This is a genomic window from Erythrobacter sp. SCSIO 43205, from assembly GCF_019904235.1.
In the GTDB taxonomy this organism is placed as follows: Bacteria; Pseudomonadota; Alphaproteobacteria; order Sphingomonadales; family Sphingomonadaceae; genus Erythrobacter.
Window position 1 is genome coordinate 155,783 of sequence record NZ_CP063202.1, and the last position, 16,372, is coordinate 172,154.

Genomic DNA, 16,372 nt, shown 5'->3' on the forward strand with positions numbered 1-16,372 from the left:
TCAACCGGTTATAGGACACCCGTGATGCCAGACTTTTCTCCCACCCAATATGCAGTCCCTTTGTTCGTCATTGCAGTCCTTGCCGAGATGATCTGGGCGCGATTCAAACGGCCCGAAGCTTATGAGCCGATGGATACCTTGGTCAGCCTCGCCTTTGGGCTTGGCTCAACGATGGCCGGCGCGCTCTTCGGAGGGTTTGCCGCATATGTTTTCATTGAAGCTTACGATTACCGCATCTTCGACATAGGGGATGAGTGGTGGACAGTTTGGTGGGCCTGGCCGCTATGCTTTGTCCTTGATGACCTCAAATACTATTGGGTGCACCGCGCCGGACACCGGATCCGCTGGATGTGGGCAAGCCATGTGAACCATCACTCTTCACAGCATTACAATCTGTCCACGGCTCTTAGACAAAGTTGGACGGGAGCTTTCACCTTTGGCCTCTTGTTTGCGATACCCTTGGTGCTTTTGGGCTTTCACCCGGCGATGATCGCAATCTGCGGCGGGTTTAACCTCATCTATCAATTCTGGATCCACACCGAAGCCATTGATCGTATGCCAAAATGGTTTGAGGCGGTGATGAATACGCCCAGCCACCACCGGGTCCACCACGCCACCAATCCGCGCTATCTCGACCGCAATTACGCAGGTGTTTTCATTATCTGGGACAAGATGTTCGGCACCTTCGAAGCTGAAAAAGGCCTCAACGAAGGCGGCGAACCCATCCGCTATGGAATCGTCAAACAATTGGGCAGCTTCAACCTTCTTTATGCCGTATTCCATGAATGGATCGGCATGATTACCGACATTTGCCGCGCGCCGTGGAAGCACAAGCTGTCCTATCTCCTTCGCGAACCGGGCTGGTCCCACGATGGCAGCCGCGACACCTCTGACATGATCCGTGACCGGTGGCGGCAGCGTCAATTGAGCGGTTCCACTGTGGATTCAAAGCCAGTGGCTGATCGAAACCCGATTGAAGGCTCTGTGAAAGCTGCTAACCCTTCAATCTGAAGGAGAGATCATGGAGAGTTTTGACTACATCGTCATTGGCGGTGGCAGTGCGGGCAGCGCTGTTGCCGGACGTTTGGGCGTCGATGGGACCAGGCGCGTCTGTTTGTTGGAAGCGGGTGGCCGCAACGACAATATGATCATCAAGACGCCGGGCTTCATGCCCTTCATCCGCAATTCGTCGAACTACAAGTTTGAAACCGTGCCCCAAAAGGGCCTCAATGGTCGCATCGGCTATCAACCACGCGGACGCGGGCTTGGCGGTTCGTCTGCTATCAACGCGATGGTCTATATCCGCGGCAACCGCTGGGATTATGACAATTGGGAAGCGATGGGGTGCACAGGCTGGGGCTATGAAGATGTGCTCCCCTATTTCCGCAAAGCGGAAAGCAATGAGCGCGGCGCTGATGACTATCACGGTGCGGGCGGACCGCTTTTCGTATCGAACCAACGCGGCGTAAACCCGGCAAGCGAGGCATTTGTCGAGGCGGCTGGCGAGCTGCAATTGAAGCGCAATGATGACTTCAACGGCGAGACGCAGGAAGGGTTTGGCCTTTACCAAGTGACGCAGCGCGACGGCGAACGCTGGTCAGCCGCGCGCGCATATGTCGAACCCATTCGCGACCTTGGCAATATCGACATTCGCACCAACACTCTGGTCGAAAAGCTCGTGATTGAGGAAGGCCGCGTGACAGGCGTGCAAATCCGGCGCGGTAAGAAATCGGAAGTCCTTCATGCGCGCAAAGGCGTGGTGCTTTCAGCGGGTGCATTCAACTCGCCGCAAATCTTGATGCTGTCAGGGATTGGTCCTGCCGCTCACCTGAAGGAACACGGCATTGATGTCGTGATGGACAAGCCCGCTGTAGGCTCAAACCTTCAAGACCACATCGACTATGTTTCGGGCTGGGAAACGACAAGCGATGTGCCGATTGGCGGTACATTGAAAGGGACGCTCAAGATGGCCGCTGCCATTCTGGAGCATCGCCGTAGTCGCACAGGGCCAATGACCACGCCTTACGCTGAGGGAGGCGGGTTCTGGACGGTCACCGACGGCGCGCCAGCCCCGGATGTACAATGGCATTTCGTCCCCGCAGTTCTTGAAGATCACGGGCGCGAAAGAGTGAATGCACACGGCTTCTCGCTCCATGCCTGTGTTCTTCGCCCTGAAAGCCATGGCACAGTTCGCCTCGGCTCCAACGATGCGGCGGCAGCGCCGGTAATCGATCCCAATTTCCTTGACGATGACCGCGACATAGCCGTCTTACGGGACGGTGTGCGCTTGTCTCACCGGATTGTCGAGGCACCGGCAATGCAAGCTTTCGGCCCCACCGATCGCCATCCCGTCAATCTTGATAACGATGATGAGCTCGATCGATTGATCCGCGAGCGTGCAGACACCGTTTATCATCCGGTTGGAACCTGCCGAATGGGCGCAGATAGCGATGCGGTGGTCGATCCCACACTTAAAATGCGCGGACTGGATGGGCTTTGGATCGCCGATGCGAGCATCATGCCCAAGCTTGTTAGCGGCAATACCAATGCCCCAAGCATCATGATCGGCGAACGCTGCGCAGACTTTATCAAGGCCGCTGAAACCGCCTGATTAATCAATCCCTGATACAATAAAAAAGAGGCCGGAGCGTCAGTAGCGCCCCGGCCTTCATTAGTTTGTTCGTTCGCAGGAGGAACGTCGGTTGGCGTAAGGAAGGGAGAGAGAGGAGAGAGGTTCCTCCCTTACGCCAAACTGTTTGCGCTCTTACCGAGCGAATTCAGGATAGGCTTCGACGCCGATTTCAGCTTTATCGAGCCCCATCATCTCGTCTTCTTCCGAAGGACGCACACCGATGGTGTATTTAAGAGCGAGCCAGACGACAGCCGATGCAGCCGAGACCCAGACAGCGGTGAGAAGAACACCAACCAGCTGACCCATAAAGGTCGCATCACCCGTCCAGGCAACGATCAGCGTGCCCCAGATACCTGCAACGAGGTGGACAGGGATTGCGCCGACAACGTCGTCGATCTTGAACTTGTCGAGAAGCGGAACAGTGAAGACCACGATAACGCCGCCGATGCCGCCGATAAGGATCGATTGACCCACAGTCGGAGCAAGTGGCTCGGCAGTGATCGATACAAGGCCAGCCAGCGCGCCGTTAAGCGCCATGGTGACGTCCGCTTTCTTGTACATAACCTGCGTCAGGATGATCGCAACGACCACACCGCCGGCTGCTGCCATATTGGTGTTGACGAAGATCTTTGAAACGTCAGAGGCATCGCCCACAGTGCCCATCGCAAGCTGCGATGCACCGTTAAAGCCGAACCAGCCGAGCCACAGGATGAAGGTACCCAGCGTTGCAAGCGGGATGTTCGAGCCCGGAAAGACGTTCACTTTGCCGTCAGCGCCATAGCGGCCTGCACGTGCGCCGATGATGATCGCACCCACAAGAGCTGCCCAGCCACCGGTTGAGTGGACAAGGGTTGAACCAGCGAAGTCGCTGAAGCCGTGGACGCTATCAAGATAGCCGCCGCCCCACTCCCAGCTGACAACAACTGGATAGATGATACCGGTAAGGACGGTAACAAAGATGAAGAACGGAACGATCTTCACACGCTCTGCTACCGTACCCGAAACAATCGATGCGGTGGTTGCGCAGAAGACCATCTGGAAGAACCAGTCAGAAGCGACCGAGTAACCCGTTTCCGTGTCCGCTGAGCCGACGCCTTGCATTGCGTATGGAAAACCAGCGACACCAAAAAGGCCAAGCGACCCCTCGGCGAAGCCAGGATAGGCAATTGAGTAACCGATCACCCAGAACATCAAACCCGCAATCGAATAAAGGCCGATGTTCTTGATGCACTGGGTTGACGTGTTCTTTGCACGGACAAGGCCAGCTTCGAGCATGGCAAAGCCTGCGGCCATCCACATTACGAGGAAGCCACCGATCAAGAACAGCAGTGTGTTAAAAATGTAAGCGGTGCCAGCGGAAACAACTTCCGCGTCTGGCACGGCAGCCAAAGCTGGCTGTGCGATGAGCGCCGAAGCTCCAAGAAGAGCAGCGCCTTTAAGAAGAGGTGTTTTCATGAGCCTGTTCCCCGTGAGCTTAGAGTGCGGTTTCGCCAGCTTCGCCGGTGCGGATGCGCGTGGCGGAGGCGAGGTCGAGAACGAAGATTTTGCCGTCACCGATTGCTTCGGTGTTGGCGGTTTGCTGGATGGTTTCGACCACTTGGCCAGCGATCTCGTCGCTCACTGCAATCTCAAGTTTTACCTTTGGCAGCATATTGGTGGAGTATTCTGCGCCGCGATAGATTTCGGTTTGCCCTTTCTGGCGGCCAAACCCCTTGACCTCAGAAACAGTCATTCCAGCGACCCCGATCGCGCCCAGCGCTTCGCGCACCTCGTCGAGCTTAAATGGTTTTATGATGGCGATGATGAATTTCATCCTTGCCCCCTCTTGTAGGTTTCAGCCGGCCATTCCGGCTCGCCAACGCAAAGAGCAAAGAGCGTGCCATTTCTGGCGGAGAGGAGTTTTCGCTAGGGAATCCGCGAGAGCACGGCGTGAAGACGTTGAGCCCGATTGTGCAGTTGCACAAATATGCGTGCCTAACTTTTAATCTTTTGTTTAATTTTTAAGCAGGCGCGATCGATCTGCCTCAAAATTTCACTTCGCTCGTAATAATCTGTCGAAGCTTAAGACTCGCCCGTAATATATCGGTCAGATGCGCGAGTTGGCAGTCCATCAATGCTTGACGTACGAGCGGCAACCTTTGCCTCCCACGCGGCAGGATCGGCTTGACCATGATATTTGACCAGCGTGTCACGCTCGCCTTCAAGGCTCATGAAGGGCACGCCCCAGCCGCACGATGTCTGAATGCTCTCGACGTCGATCACAAAGATCTGACGCGTTCCGGGCAAAAGCGTAAAATTGGCCGCCAGCCCTTCCCATTCCTTGTCTTGCGGGAGAATTGGCCGAGCCTTGCCATAAATGCGCAATATTTGGGCCGGTTGCTGGAAATTGCAGAACATGATGGTGATGCGCCCCTTGTCGGGCTGATCAGCGATCACATGAGCGTGGGTTTCATTCCCCGACCCGCCAAGGTCAAGATAGGCGACCTGCGTGGGGGAAAGCACGCGAAACGCATCATAGCCTTTCGGACTTAGGTTGACGCGCCCATCACTGGCAGCGGTTGCGATGAAGAACACCGCTTGCTGCTTGATCATGGCTGCGTGCTTTTCGTTTAACTCATCGAAGAAATCAGCCACGTCAAAGGGATCCTAAACTCTACAGAAAGTCACGCAAAACGCCCATAAAGCGGTCGAACTGATCGTGGTGCAGCCAGTGGCCGGCATTTTCAAATTCGATCACGCTGGCGGTGTTGAAGTGCTTGAGCCGACCGTCTTTCTCTGGATTAGAGGCCCAACTTTTCTCTCCATAAAGAAGAAGCGTCGGGCAAGAGATCGCCCCCCACATTTCTTCCATGAATTGATCGGCAACGTCCTCAACCTGCCATACGTTGAGGTGCGGATCGAACTTCCAGCTATAAGTCCCGTCTTCGTTGCGATTGACACCATGGATGGTGAGGTGACGGGCTTGTTCCTTGGTGAGGTAGGAGTTTTCCTCAATCATCCGGGCAAATGCAGCTTCGATGCTTTCATACTTGCGTGGTGTCCGCCCCGCGGCCTTGCGCTTTTTCTCAATCCATTCGCGCATACGCTTTGGATAAGGTGTTTCGCGCTCTTCTTCCTTGCGCTTGGGCGACGGACCAAGCCCCTCGATAGCGACCAGCTTGGTCACCATATCAGGGAACATGGCGGTATATCGCAGCGCGACATTGCCACCCATTGAGTGCGAGACGATGGTCACTGGGCCCCGGCCAAGTTGGTGCACAAGCTGAGCCAAGTCATAGACCATGTCATTGGCAGTGTAGTTACCATCGGAAACCCAATCGCTGTCACCGTGGCCGCGGTGATCCATGGCAACGACGTGATAGTCCCTAGCAAGTTCTTCAGCCGTCCAATCCCAGCTTCGCGCATGATCACGACCACCATGCACCAACACCAATGGCGGTGCCTCTTCGTTGCCCCAATCGACGTAATTTAATTTGAGGCGCTGAGAGATGAAGCTTTGCGAAGTGGGGCCTGTTTGGGTCATGTGACCCCAATGCCGCGAACCGCTCTCTCTCGCAAGCTACCTTTCCTTAGTCGCGGAGAAGGTAAGCTCGGGGTTCTTTTCAACCTGATAGTTCACGTCCCATGGGCTCTTGGCCATGAAGACGAGATCGCCATCACGGTCGCGTGCGAGATTGGCGCGGTTGAAGCTTTCAAATTCATTGAGAGCCTTCGCATCACCTTTCAACCATCGAGCGGTGGCAAAGGGCGAGGCTTCCAGAGCCGCTTCGACTTTATATTCGGCTGAAAGCCGCGAGATGAGCACGTCCAATTGCAGCTGGCCGACGACGCCCACGATGTGCTGCGCGCCGATCTCTGGGTAGAAGACCTGGATCACGCCTTCTTCAGAGAGATCGTCGAGGGCCTTGCGCAATTGCTTTGTCTTGGTGGGGTCCTTGAGTTGAACCCGGCGCAGGATTTCCGGCGCAAAATTTGGCAGCCCTGTAAAACGAAGCTGGTTCTTTTCCGAAAGCGTATCGCCGACCCGCAGCGTGCCGTGGTTGGGAATACCGATTATATCACCTGCTTCTGCGGTGTCGGCAATTTCGCGATCCTGAGCAAAAAACAGGATTGGTGAGTGGATAGCGATCGGTTTACCCAGCCCTGATGGCGTCAGTTTCATGCCGCGTTTAAACGTGCCCGACACCTGACGCATGAAGGCAATGCGGTCGCGATGGTTGGGATCCATGTTCGCTTGAACCTTGAAGATAAAGCCAGTGACTTCATCATGGTCAGGTTCGACCTGCACTTGGCCTGCGGGTTGAGAGCGCGGTGGGGGCGCAAAATTGGCGATGGCTTCGATCAGCTCTGTCACGCCGAAATTCTTGAGCGCTGAACCGAAATAGACAGGCGTGAGATCGCCATTGCGATAGGCTTCAAGGTCAAATTCGGGATAACCGATCTGCGCCAATTCGACATTCTCGGCTGTGTCTTCGGGCAGGTCGAAGTCTGCAACCCGCTTGCCCTTAAACTCGCGCGATGGGCCTTCAGGCACAACCACGTCCCCACTTGCGAAGTCGAGAATACCTTTAAACTCTCCGCCCATACCAACCGGATACATTTGCGGCGACACATCGAGCGCAAGCATATCTGCGATCTCGTCCAGCAGCTCAAACACGGGTCGGCCCTCGCGGTCGACCTTATTGACGAAGGTAATGATCGGAACCGAGCGAAGGCGGCATACCTCGAACAATTTGCGCGTTTGAGGCTCAATACCTTTGGCCGCATCAATGACCATAACAGCTGAGTCTACGGCGGTCAGCGTGCGATAAGTGTCTTCAGAGAAATCCTCGTGCCCCGGTGTGTCGAGCAGGTTGAAAGTGACGCCATCCCGCTCAAACGTCATCACCGACGAAGTCACCGAAATCCCGCGCTGCTGCTCGATTTTCATCCAGTCAGAGCGCGCACGCCGTTGGTCCCCGCGCGCCTTGACCTCACCGGCAAGGTGGATTGCCCCCCCTTGCAGGAGGAGCTTTTCAGTAAGCGTCGTCTTACCAGCGTCAGGGTGCGAAATGATCGCGAATGTGCGTCTGTTGGACATGAGAATGTAGCGCGTTTGGGTTATCCCCTCAGCTCAGCTCCCACTTTGGCCGCCGCCGCAACGACATTGTCCGCGATTGCTTTGAGGTCCTTGTCCTTAAAGCTCTTTTCCTGCGGTTGAAGCGTCACTTCGATCGCGATGGATTTCTTGCCATCTGGAACACCTTCGCCAGTGAACACGTCGAACACGCGCGCGGCTGTGATGTTGGTCTTGTCCGACCCGCGTACCGTTTTGAGCAGATCCTCGGCGGCCAAATCAGCTGGCACCAGAAACGCAAAATCGCGTGTCACCGCTTGCAGGGCAGGCGGTGTGAAGCTTGGCCGGGCAAAGCTAACCGGACCCTTGCTCGCTTTCTTCGCAGGGATCGCATCAAGGAACAGCTCCACCGCAGCGACGGGGCCATCCATATCAAACGCCTTAAGCGTTGCGGGATGGATCATTCCGAATCGGGCGAGCACGTTCTTGGGGCCAAGGCGCAAGGTGGCCGATTGGCCGGGATGGAACTGGTCTCCTGCCTCACCCATGACCATCAACCGTGCGGTTGGAGCGCCCGCTGCTTCGAGCAGAGTGATAGCTGCCGCTTTTGCGTCATAGGCATCAAAACTCGTCGCCTTGCCATTGACCCAGCCGCGCTCTGTCTTTTCGCCAGCCAAAACTACGCCAAGTGTCGCGCGCTCATCGCTCGCACCACCCTTCCCTTTGAAATAACGGCGACCAAGTTCGAAAACGCGGGTCGCGCCTGCGCCGCGGTCGGCATTGCGTTTCGCCGCAAGCAGAAGCCCCGGAATAAGCGAGGGACGCATGACTTTCATGTCCTCGCTAATCGGATTGCTCAGCTTCCAAAGGTCATCCGTGGCGGTGAAGTGTTCAGCAACATTTTCAGGGAGGAACGACCAAGTGATCGCTTCATCAAGCCCGCTTCCAGCCGCTGCCCGGCGCAACTTGCGCTCAAGCATCTGCTGCGGGCTGGCCGTGGGGCGTGCGACGCCATCAACGCGCGGCAGAGCGACGCTTTCGACCTTATCGAGGCCATAAATGCGCACGACCTCTTCAACCAGATCGGCGGGCCCTTCGATGTCATTGCGGCGCAGCGGGCAGGTGACTTCCCACGCCTGCCCCGGACTTGATCCGGGGTCCGCCACGTTGAAGCCCAGCTTTTCAAGGATAGAGCGCTGCTCATCTTCAGCGACATCGACACCGCCAAGACGCTTTGTCAGGCCAGTGTCAAACGCGACGACCTTCGCCTCGCTTGGCGGAGAGCCTGCACGCTTCACCTCGCTGGGTATTCCGCCAGCAAGCTCAACGATGAGGCCTGTCAGCAGGTCAAGCCCCTCGTCCAGAAACTCTGGATCAACGCCGCGCTCAAACCGGGTGCGCGCATCGGTCGCAAGGCCAAGTTTGCGGCCCGTCACGCCAGTAGCGGCTGGGTCAAAGAATGCGATTTCGAGCAGAATATCGGTGCTGTCCTCCTGCACCCCGGTTTCCTCACCGCCCATAATGCCGCCAATACCAACAACTTTCGCCTCATCGGCAATCGCGGTCATGGTGTCATCGAGCGTGTAGGTCTTCTCGTTCAAAGCGAGCAGTTCTTCCCCCGCTTTGGCTTTGCGAGCGCAGATCGAACCTTCAAGCTTCGCAAGGTCATAGACGTGGGCAGGCCGCCCAAAGGCAAGCATGAGATAGTTGGTAAGGTCAACCAGAAGCGAAATTGGCTTTTGTCCAGCCGACTTCAACCGCTGTTGCAGCCAATCGGGTGATGGACCGTTTTTAACGCCTTTGATCACGCGGCCATAAAATGCGGGGCAACCGTCGGGATCATCGGTGCGAATTTCGACCGGGCATTCTCCAGCCGCCTCAAAGGAGGGAACCGCGATTGGCTTTAAAGTCCCAAGGCCCGCTGCCGCCAGATCGCGCGCGATACCGTAAACACCCATGCAATCGGGGCGGTTGGGCGTGATTGCGACGTCAATAATCGGAGAAGAGCCTTGATAATCGGCAAAGCTGTGACCCACGGTTGCATCATCTGGCAGTTCGATGATGCCGTCGTGATCTTCGCCCAGATCAAGTTCGCGCGCAGAACACATCATGCCGGTGCTTTCGACACCGCGGATGGCCGTTTTGCGCAGTTCCATCCCGTTTGATGGCACCACTGCGCCGGGAAGGCCCAAAACGCCTTTCATCCCGGCACGCGCATTTGGCGCGCCGCAAACCACCTGCACCGGATCACCTTCGCCGGTATCGACGCTGAGCACTTGCAGCTTGTCCGCATCCGGGTGCTTTTCTGCTGTCAGAACGTGAGCGACACGAAAGCCAGCGAGACTTTCAGAAGGGTCTTCGACCCCCTCAACCTCAAGCCCGATCGCGTTCAGCGCATCGAGGATTTCCTGAAGGCTCGCTTCGGTTTCTAGGTGGTCTTTCAACCATGTGATCGAGAATTTCATGGTCGCACTCCCACACCAGCGGAAAGCGTCGGCTGATCATATGGCGAGAAGCCATAGTGAGCGAGCCAGCGCGGATCACCGTCGAAGAAAGCGCGCAAATCGTTCATCCCGTATTTCAGCATAGCAATGCGGTCGATACCGAGGCCAAAGGCGAACCCTTGATATTTATCGGCATCAATCCCTGCGAATTCGAGGACGCGGCGATTGACCATGCCGCTGCCGCCCAATTCCATCCAGTCGTGGCCATCATCATCGCCATGACCGCCAACGACGCGGCGGTCGCCTTCGTTGGAATAGCCCACATCGACTTCGACCGATGGTTCGGTGAAGGGGAAGTAGGAAGGGCGAAGACGCAGGACGATGTCCTCGCGCTCGAAGAACGCTTTGAAAAAGGTCTCGAGCGTCCATTTAAGGTGGCCGAGGTGAATGTCCTCATCCACGACAAGCCCTTCGACCTGGTGGAACATTGGCGTGTGGGTCGCGTCTGAATCAGAGCGGTACACACGGCCCGGCGCGATCAGGCGAATGGGCGCGCCTTGCGCTTTCATCGACCGGATCTGCACAGGCGATGTGTGCGTGCGCAGCAGCATGGAGGCACCGTCCGCCGCCTTATCCGGGAAGTAGAACGTATCGTGCATCGCGCGCGCTGGGTGGCTTTCATCCATGTTGAGCGCGGTAAAATTGTGCCAATCGTCCTCAATCTCCGGACCAGTCGCAACCGAAAAGCCAAGGTCCGCGAAAATTTCGGCCAGCTCATCCATCACCTGACTAACCGGGTGGATCGAGCCTTTGGGCTGATTTGGCGCAGGGAGCGTAAGATCAATCGTCTCGGCTGCCAGCTGCGCTTCGAGAACAGATGCTTCAAGCTGAGCCTTTTTGGCTTCGAGGGCAGAGGCGACTTCCCCGCGCACAGCCTGAATCGCGGGAGCTGCATCCTTGCGCTCTTCGGGGCTCATCGTCCCAAGCGTTTTAAGCGCCAGGCTCACCCAGCCTTTTTTGCCGAGCGCTGCCACGCGCTGTTCTTCGAGCGCATCGAGAGTCGCGCTCGCCTCAATTGCCGCAAGGGCGGCTTCTTTTTGATCTGTCAGTTCGGTCATCAAATCTGCTTTCACTAAGCCGCGTCCGCTAGCGAGATTTGCGCAGCGATGCAAAGCGCGTTTGCAGGAGTGGCGCGATTAAGTGCGATCGGGGTTGTGGAGCGCTTGCACCGCCTCGCCCGCAATCGCCATCCTCGCCTGCGCTGCGGCCATCAAAATGGGCTTGTCCAGCTTCGCATATTCGCTCGGCCCCATACCCATAAACCGCTTGAAATCACGAACGAAATGCGCCTGATCGTGGTATTGTTCATCTAGAGTGCTGAGCCATTTTAAAGATGGGTCGAGCATAAATTGGGCAAGGCTGCGCAAGAAACGCTGACGACGAAGCAGGAGTTTGGGCGTGAAGCCAAATCCACGCTTCGAAAGCCGCTCAAGCGAACGGATGTTCATCCCTGCGCGGTCTGCAAGCTCGCTCACCATAGCTATTGTCGGATCGACAAGGGCGCTGCTGACCCTTTGAATTGCAGGCATATCGGTGGTCTGACGCAGAGCGATCGCCTCCATATGCGTCTCGATCAGGGCAAGCTCTTCTGCAAAGTCGCCGCTGCTTTGTGCAAGGGCATTAGCCAGCGGCCTGAATGCCGCGAAAGCTGGATCGCTCAGACCATCGACCACCCGGTCCGCATAGTCACTCGCGCGCGCCGCGAACAGCGCGGCCCAGCCAAGCGGCAACAGGCCAATGCCCCAGCTCCTGCCTGAGCCCATGCGAAAGCAAGGGGAACAGGCGGTAGGACCAACAACGCTAAATTCGGGCACCTCCTCAAACGGCGCATCACCAATTGAGCATTGAGCGCGCCCCTGACCCACAAAACGCAGGTTTGCCCATTCTGGATGCAGGCGATCCTCGACAAATGGTTCATCCGGCCGCGCAACGACTTCGGTGTAATAGTAGGTCGTCACATAAGGCTTTAGCCTTGCGCTCGGCAAAGCGAAGCGGATCGTGACAGAGCTTCCTGACTGCGCGTGCATTTCCGTTTGCTATGCCTGTCTCAGTCGCCAGAGCCGCTCGATTGAGTGGGTGTATCAAGCGCCTGCGCGGCGCTGCCCCAAATGCGGGCGCGCGCTTCGATAAAGGAGGCAAGGATCGGGTGATCAAGGCTTGCATATTTGCTCGGCGTCATCGTCATGAACTCGCTGAACTCACGGGTGAATTGGGCCTGATCGTGATACTCTTCGTCCATCGATTGAGTCCATAGCGAACCGCGCTGCAACATAAAGGCGGCCAGCGTCCGCGTGAAGCGTTGGCGCCGCATCAGCCGCTTGGGCGTAAAGCCGAAATAGCGTCGGCACACGCGTTCCAGCGTGCGGATGCTCATGCCGCAGGAATCGGCCAGATCCGCGACCGCCAGATGTTCTCCGCTCACCAGCGCATCATGAACGCGAACAATCTTGGCATCATCGCGCGAGGGACGCATAAATTGCTCCATCACCTTGATGATCTCGGCCAATTGCTCCTCTTCATCAGCCTCCGGATTGCACAGGAGATCGGACAAACAATCAAACTTGGCAAAGTTTGCATCCTTCGTCCCGTCAAGCAGCGCGTTGCGGTAGCCAAACGCATCTGCGCCGATCAGCCGCGCCCAACCCAGCGGCAAGAGCCCGATGCCCCACATTCGCGACGTACCGAGCCGGAAGTGGCACGAAAGCGAGCTTGGCCCGGTCACCCCGAACCGCGCGCCCGAGATCACTTGATCACCAATGCGCGAAGTCGGACACGAACCGCCAAAAAAGCGCAGGTTCGCCCATTCGGGCTGAAGGTAATCCTCAACCTCCCCGCCATCTGCCACATCGAGCTTCAGCTGATAGAACGTCGTGAAACATCCAGCGAACTGTTCGGGAGGAGCATGGAAGACGGCTCTTACAGATTGGCGCGGTGTGCCCAGGGCATCGGCCGCCGCTTTGCCGACAGGTCTGAATTGTTCTTCTGCACCCATAGAAAGCTATGTGTCGCAATTGTCGTATAACTACAAGTGCCCAGACAGCGCTCTTTCAAACTCCTTCACTGACGAACAAAGGGGCCTCGGCGCTTTTCCCGCGCCGGGCCCCTTGGTTGTTTCTGTATGCCGCCGATTATTCGGCTGGCACTGGCTTACGCTGGAAGCGCTTGCTTAGCTTGAGCGATGATCGTTTTGAACGCCGCTTCTTCGTGCATGGCAAGATCAGCCATGACTTTACGGTCAAGCTCGATCCCGGCCAGTTTCACGCCGTGCATGAACTGTGAATAGGTGAGGCCTTCAGCGCGCACTGCTGCGTTGATACGCTGGATCCACAGAGCGCGGAAATTGCGCTTCTTAACCTTGCGGTCGCGGTAAGCGTATTGGCCTGCCTTTTCGACCGCTTGACGGGCGATGCGGATCGTATTTTTACGACGGCCGCGGTAACCCTTGGCCTGCTCTAAAAGACGCTTGTGCTTTTGGCGCGTGGTAACGCCGCGTTTAATGCGTGGCATATCTTATCTCCTGACTAACCGATCAATCGAGGCCGTAAGGCGCCCATTTCTTGACCGTCTTCGCGTCAGGATCAGCAGCAACGGTGGTGCCACGATTTTGACGGATGTACTTTGCATTGTGGCTGATCAAACGGTGGCGTTTACCAGCAACGCCGTGCTTAACCTTGCCAGTTGCGGTGATTTTGAAGCGCTTCTTCACACCGCTTTTGGTCTTAAGCTTGGGCATTTTTATCTCCTTCAATAGAGACACGTTGGACCAGCCCTGGCAGCCCTTGTCGCCAGGCCGGACTCGCAAATTCGTGTCAGTGAGGCGCGTCACATAGCGATTTTGCCGCGCAATGCAAGCGATTCGGCGCGTTTGCGGCCCGAAGCGAATGTTGGACATTTGAGACACTTGAGACACTGTTCAGGGGCGGAAAATCTTTGTTCGCCCAAACGCCGATAAATACGATTTTTCAAAGATTTGGGGCGGCGCGAGGTCATTTCAGCGTTTTTAGCGCGCCCCCACAATGTAGGAAAATGTAGGAACCCTCGTGTGCCCTATCCTCCGGAGTACGCCTTGCGCTCTGTTTCGGTGAGCCACTGCGCAAAGTTGCCGCTCGCAATTGGCTCGGCTCCTTCGGGCAGATCATCGGTCCAGATGTAAGCATCCGCCATCGTCTCACCGTATCCGTCCCAGCCATCAACGGGCACGCCCCGGCGGGTGTAGCTTTCCCCCTCGAACTCATCGACTGGCCCCATGTCCACATGGCTCGCCTCATAGATTGTGCCGTGAACAATCGTGGAATAGCGCGCCTGCGTCAGGATAAGCGCAGGAAACCACTCGCCTTCATGGGCAATCGCATAAAGCGCCCCTTGCGTGGTGGCCGGCGCTCCCATGCCAAGGCCTTTCAGAAACGGCCAATCGCCGCCGTCGGGGCCGAGGCCTTCTTGAAGGACGCCGTAGAAGAACAGGTGAGTTGGCTGGGTCATGGTCACAGTGGTATCCGCACAGTTGGAGCCTGTCCAAATATGACGGCTTTCGGACAGAAAGGCATAGTGCGTTTATGACCGCATCTGGGGGTGGAAGCGGAATGCCTGATCATAGGATCATGTGCAGCAAACCAGTCATAGCAAGTAAGGGAGGTACTGCGAAATAGTCGTATGTTAGGCAGACAAGTCACTCGCTCGACGGCCCTCTTTCGTCAACTTAAGGGGACGCTAACAAACTCTTGCTACTGTAATTAGCTATGCGTCGTAGTATTTTGATCTTGTTCTTGGTGATCGCTGCCTCTGTCGCTTACGTTTACTTGAACGAAGTGACCCAAGAACCGGCCGCGCTTCCACAAGTTTCAATCTCTACGAGTTCCGAGCCAAGAGAGCTAGCGGGACCGTCTGTTACACCTTGCCAAGAAGAGTCCCAGATAGATGCGGAGCCGCTCAACTCTGGTCCTGCCAGCCTGAGAAAAGTGACCTGTGTGACGGTTCCGGGATATGGGCTTTGGGCAACCGTCGTTATGTCGCCTGACGCAAAATCCATGGCTTTTTGGGTTAACGGTCGAGAGAATTTGCTCGATTTGATCAACCTGGAGTCCGGCCTCGGCTCTAGGTTGTTCAACCGGGTGACGTTCCGCGATTTTGGCCAACGATATAGCGAGGATGCAATTGCTTGGAGCAGCGATGGATCAACACTTTGGTCAATTGAACAAGAAGTTCAAGAACCGGCGGGCTGGGCGCTAAGTGGTCTCACACCCATACTCATCGATGAAGAAGGCAGGGTAGAGCGCTTTGCGCCGCCTCAGCACCAAGCGGGTCCGTTAGACGGCATAGACTGGGTTGGCGGTGATGGTCTTGCAGTCGCCAAGTTCGGCACAAAAGGAAGCTACTACCGGCCAATGCGGGGAGATATCTCACCAACATTGGCGATGATCGATGTACCAGCTGGGAAAGTGCTCGATACAATTGTGATCGATGACGCCGAAGTACTTCAACAACGTGCGGCTTCCAACCATGATTTTAACTACTTTAGCTCTGCATCCGTTCAATTGCCCGACGGTCGCATACGGACCTTGTTACAGTTCCCGCGGGTTGTTGATCGTACGTATGGGCAGGATGCGATGGCATGGTCAAACGATAGGCGCTTTCTGCCCGCCGCATGGCTGACTTGGACACAAGGACAAACGCCTGTTGAAATGCCAGCGCCATTTGGGTTCTCCCCTGCTCATTCCGAACTCAGCCCTGACGGTGCGCATGCGCTAGTATGGCGTCCTTTGCAGCCTGAAGGAGTAATTCACATAGAGTGCTTTCAAGATTGCCCTCCTTTGCCAGAAGTTACGCCGGTCAAAGACACTATTGCTGCGCTCGTCGATACTGAGACTGGTGACACTCTTTGGAAAGTTGAGGCGACCGCGCGCGAAGCGTGGAACACCTTTGGTGGTGCTGTGATTAGTCCAACGGGTGAATTTGCCCTGATAGCTCTACCATCAGAAGGCCGCCGTCAGATGATTGCGCTGCTATCAATGAATGACGGTCGCATCCTGCAGCGCTTTTCACCCTCCTGCAACGGGTGTTTCACCTCAAGTTTCGGCTTTACGCGAGGCGGAGATCAAATGTGGATTGCCGCATATGGCAGTTTGGCTTTCTATGACCTCTCGCAACGCTGATAAGACAGCCTAGCTGAAGCGCAAACGTCCA

Annotated in this window: 15 protein-coding genes; 3 read left to right on the plus strand and 12 right to left on the minus strand. The window is 56.3% G+C overall.

The window, feature by feature from the left end:
• Positions 1 to 24: 24 nt before the first annotated feature.
• On the plus strand, positions 25 to 1,011 hold the full coding sequence (locus tag INR77_RS00780) for a sterol desaturase family protein (protein WP_223072072.1): 987 nt from the start codon (positions 25 to 27) through the stop codon (positions 1,009 to 1,011).
• Positions 1,012 to 1,021: 10 nt separating this feature from the next.
• A complete protein-coding gene (locus INR77_RS00785) occupies positions 1,022 to 2,611 on the plus strand; it encodes a GMC family oxidoreductase (protein ID WP_223072073.1) in 1,590 nt (529 codons plus the stop codon).
• 153 nt (positions 2,612 to 2,764) lie between these two features.
• Here INR77_RS00785 and INR77_RS00790 read toward each other — a convergent pair whose 3' ends face one another.
• From INR77_RS00790 to INR77_RS00845, 12 genes are all read right to left on the minus strand, one after another.
• On the minus strand, positions 2,765 to 4,087 hold the full coding sequence (locus INR77_RS00790) for an ammonium transporter (RefSeq protein WP_223072074.1): 1,323 nt from the start codon (positions 4,085 to 4,087) through the stop codon (positions 2,765 to 2,767).
• A gap of 19 nt (positions 4,088 to 4,106) precedes the next feature.
• A complete protein-coding gene (locus tag INR77_RS00795; protein ID WP_223072075.1) occupies positions 4,107 to 4,445 on the minus strand; it encodes a P-II family nitrogen regulator in 339 nt (112 codons plus the stop codon).
• 248 nt (positions 4,446 to 4,693) lie between these two features.
• Complete coding sequence (locus INR77_RS00800; protein ID WP_223072076.1) at positions 4,694 to 5,266, minus strand: pyridoxamine 5'-phosphate oxidase family protein; 573 nt, start codon at positions 5,264 to 5,266, stop codon at positions 4,694 to 4,696.
• A 19-nt stretch (positions 5,267 to 5,285) separates the two neighbouring features.
• On the minus strand, positions 5,286 to 6,155 hold the full coding sequence (locus tag INR77_RS00805; protein ID WP_223072077.1) for an alpha/beta fold hydrolase: 870 nt from the start codon (positions 6,153 to 6,155) through the stop codon (positions 5,286 to 5,288).
• Positions 6,156 to 6,191: 36 nt separating this feature from the next.
• Positions 6,192 to 7,712, minus strand: a complete 1,521-nt coding sequence (locus tag INR77_RS00810; protein WP_223072078.1) for a peptide chain release factor 3 — start codon at positions 7,710 to 7,712, stop codon at positions 6,192 to 6,194.
• Between the two features lie 20 nt (positions 7,713 to 7,732).
• Entirely contained in the window at positions 7,733 to 10,153 is a 2,421-nt protein-coding gene (gene pheT / locus INR77_RS00815; RefSeq protein ID WP_223072079.1) for a phenylalanine--tRNA ligase subunit beta, read from the minus strand.
• Entirely contained in the window at positions 10,150 to 11,250 is a 1,101-nt protein-coding gene (gene pheS / locus INR77_RS00820; protein ID WP_223072080.1) for a phenylalanine--tRNA ligase subunit alpha, read from the minus strand. Before pheS ends, pheT begins: the two co-directional genes overlap by 4 nt.
• A gap of 78 nt (positions 11,251 to 11,328) precedes the next feature.
• A complete protein-coding gene (locus INR77_RS00825) occupies positions 11,329 to 12,219 on the minus strand; it encodes an AraC family transcriptional regulator (RefSeq protein ID WP_223072081.1) in 891 nt (296 codons plus the stop codon).
• Between the two features lie 20 nt (positions 12,220 to 12,239).
• Positions 12,240 to 13,184: an AraC family transcriptional regulator gene (locus INR77_RS00830; RefSeq protein WP_223072082.1), complete on the minus strand. Its 945-nt coding sequence runs from the start codon at positions 13,182 to 13,184 to the stop codon at positions 12,240 to 12,242.
• A gap of 155 nt (positions 13,185 to 13,339) precedes the next feature.
• Positions 13,340 to 13,699, minus strand: a complete 360-nt coding sequence (gene rplT / locus INR77_RS00835) for a 50S ribosomal protein L20 (protein ID WP_223072083.1) — start codon at positions 13,697 to 13,699, stop codon at positions 13,340 to 13,342.
• Between the two features lie 22 nt (positions 13,700 to 13,721).
• The gene (rpmI, locus tag INR77_RS00840) at positions 13,722 to 13,925 is read right to left on the minus strand and encodes a 50S ribosomal protein L35 (protein WP_223072084.1); all 204 of its coding nucleotides are present in this window, start codon (positions 13,923 to 13,925) and stop codon (positions 13,722 to 13,724) included.
• A 314-nt stretch (positions 13,926 to 14,239) separates the two neighbouring features.
• Positions 14,240 to 14,671, minus strand: a complete 432-nt coding sequence (locus INR77_RS00845; RefSeq protein ID WP_223072085.1) for a gamma-glutamylcyclotransferase — start codon at positions 14,669 to 14,671, stop codon at positions 14,240 to 14,242.
• A 524-nt stretch (positions 14,672 to 15,195) separates the two neighbouring features.
• Between INR77_RS00845 and INR77_RS00850 the strand changes: the two genes are divergently transcribed.
• The gene (locus tag INR77_RS00850; RefSeq protein WP_223072086.1) at positions 15,196 to 16,341 is read left to right on the plus strand and encodes a hypothetical protein; all 1,146 of its coding nucleotides are present in this window, start codon (positions 15,196 to 15,198) and stop codon (positions 16,339 to 16,341) included.
• Positions 16,342 to 16,372 lie beyond the last annotated feature (31 nt).

Bases quoted from the DNA above. Each gene is read 5' to 3' on its own strand.
- INR77_RS00810 (WP_223072078.1), bottom strand. From the start codon at position 7,712: ATGTCCAACAGACGCACATTCGCGATCATTTCGCACCCTGACGCTGGT.
- INR77_RS00850 (WP_223072086.1), top strand. From the start codon at position 15,196: ATGTCGCCTGACGCAAAATCCATGGCTTTTTGGGTTAACGGTCGAGAG.
- rplT (WP_223072083.1), bottom strand. From the start codon at position 13,699: ATGCCACGCATTAAACGCGGCGTTACCACGCGCCAAAAGCACAAGCGT.
- INR77_RS00805 (WP_223072077.1), bottom strand. From the start codon at position 6,155: ATGACCCAAACAGGCCCCACTTCGCAAAGCTTCATCTCTCAGCGCCTC.
- INR77_RS00845 (WP_223072085.1), bottom strand. From the start codon at position 14,671: ATGACCCAGCCAACTCACCTGTTCTTCTACGGCGTCCTTCAAGAAGGC.
- INR77_RS00795 (WP_223072075.1), bottom strand. From the start codon at position 4,445: ATGAAATTCATCATCGCCATCATAAAACCATTTAAGCTCGACGAGGTG.
- INR77_RS00790 (WP_223072074.1), bottom strand. From the start codon at position 4,087: ATGAAAACACCTCTTCTTAAAGGCGCTGCTCTTCTTGGAGCTTCGGCG.
- pheS (WP_223072080.1), bottom strand. From the start codon at position 11,250: ATGACCGAACTGACAGATCAAAAAGAAGCCGCCCTTGCGGCAATTGAG.
- INR77_RS00830 (WP_223072082.1), bottom strand. From the start codon at position 13,184: ATGGGTGCAGAAGAACAATTCAGACCTGTCGGCAAAGCGGCGGCCGAT.
- INR77_RS00825 (WP_223072081.1), bottom strand. From the start codon at position 12,219: ATGCACGCGCAGTCAGGAAGCTCTGTCACGATCCGCTTCGCTTTGCCG.
- INR77_RS00780 (WP_223072072.1), top strand. From the start codon at position 25: ATGCCAGACTTTTCTCCCACCCAATATGCAGTCCCTTTGTTCGTCATT.
- INR77_RS00785 (WP_223072073.1), top strand. From the start codon at position 1,022: ATGGAGAGTTTTGACTACATCGTCATTGGCGGTGGCAGTGCGGGCAGC.
- pheT (WP_223072079.1), bottom strand. From the start codon at position 10,153: ATGAAATTCTCGATCACATGGTTGAAAGACCACCTAGAAACCGAAGCG.
- rpmI (WP_223072084.1), bottom strand. From the start codon at position 13,925: ATGCCCAAGCTTAAGACCAAAAGCGGTGTGAAGAAGCGCTTCAAAATC.